1 protein-coding gene is annotated in these 1,543 nt (G+C 29.4%); it reads right to left on the bottom strand.

Going from position 1 to position 1,543, the window contains the following annotated elements; all coding sequences use genetic code 11:
* Positions 1 to 333: 333 nt before the first annotated feature.
* Positions 334 to 945: an immunity protein Imm33 domain-containing protein gene (locus tag OIO11_RS06165; RefSeq protein WP_268070571.1), complete on the bottom strand. Its 612-nt coding sequence runs from the start codon at positions 943 to 945 to the stop codon at positions 334 to 336.
* Between the last annotated feature and the right edge of the window lie 598 nt (positions 946 to 1,543).

Below are 1,543 nucleotides of genomic sequence, written 5' to 3'. Positions count from 1 at the left end.
ACTTTATTATTTTTAATTCATGACACCTTTCGGTGTTAGATTTGTGTTTTATTTTCAACTTCTGTTAATTACTCTCTTAATGTAAATTCTAAAAACCAGCTACCGCTCATGCTTTCGCATGTTTTAGGTAGTCAACAATAACTTCCTTTTTCTGCTATGACTCCAAGGATCATAGCAATAAAAAGCAAAGAACTAGCTTACTTATTTTTCAGCTAGTTCTTTTGTCTATTTCTTACTGCTTAATTAATATTATGTAGTAAATTCCTTATTACATTTTGTTAACTTTACCGCACTCTTTAAATATTTCTTTTTATGCAATTAATTATATCTTTATTATCCATTAAGCTTTTCAAATATATCGATATCATTTTCATCTAAAATAGCTTCTATTTTATCTTTATCAAAAACAGCCATATGTCCACTTGGAATTGCTAAAACTTGAATTAGCGATGGTCTAATTTTTAATAATTGATAAGAATAATAACCTTCTAATTCTTCACTAGAACTTGATTCATTAACTGGACCAATATACCACCCTGAATCTCCTTCTTCATGCTCTTTATTTCTCTCTAAATAAATATTATCTAATTCAAGTACTCCCTTGGCACCTATTATTTTATCTTGAAATGAAATCATTTCACCATGTAAATTTAATTTCTTTAGAAGTTGTCCTTGTTCTAATTGTATCCATAGAGGAATTGTCAAATCCTCTGTCATATCTTTAAATGGATTCTTTTTATAATCTGGTGCTACTATATGAACACCATCATGCTCTTCTAAAATAGTAAAAATAGACCACCCTATTTGAATTTTAGAATTATTTTTTAATTTTTCTGCTTCAATTCTACTAACTAATTCAAGTAGTGATTTAGCCTGTTCTGATAAATAACTTTCAGTTTTAACTATAAATAACTTATTATCAATATATTTAGTAATATTTATCATTATTTTAACCTCTCTTCAATTGCTTTTTTTAATTTTTCTCTAGCTGAAATTTCTAATTGCAACATTTGTTGCCTTACTTCTTCAGGAACATCTCCTAACTTTGAATGTCCCTTCCACTCTGCCCANTTATCTTTCAAATTTAATACTTCTATTTGTTGTTGCTCTGATAATTGTGAAAAACCTGGCATTTCAGTAATTTGCTTCATAGGAACAATGTGATCAGCCTCTAATTTTTCTACTGTATATCCATAGACTGGATCCACTTTAGTTCCTTCAGGATTAACCATTTTTCTAATATCATTACTTGGAGTTTTCTTTCTAAGATTTTTATATTGGGATTTTGTTATAGGATTACCCATCTCCTCAGTAATCACTTCAGCAGTATCGTCCACACTTGAGCCTATTCCATTTTTAACCTTCTTAACTTCCTTTTTAAACCTACCTAAAGCCTCATAACCATTACCCAAATTGCTACCAAGCACTACTGGCTTCGGTCCTTTTCTCATATTGTTTAATGCTATTTTAGCTATTCTAATATTCTCTGATATTTCAGCTGATATCTTATTAAATGCTTTTTTAACAAAGGGTGCTGCTTTCT

It is taken from the genome of Clostridium sp. ZS2-4 (genome assembly GCF_026719745.1).
Lineage (GTDB): Bacteria > Bacillota > Clostridia > Clostridiales > Clostridiaceae > Clostridium_H.
This window is presented reverse-complemented; position numbering and strand designations above follow the sequence as displayed.

Bases quoted from the DNA above. Each gene is read 5' to 3' on its own strand.
- OIO11_RS06165 (WP_268070571.1), bottom strand. From the start codon at position 945: ATGATAAATATTACTAAATATATTGATAATAAGTTATTTATAGTTAAA.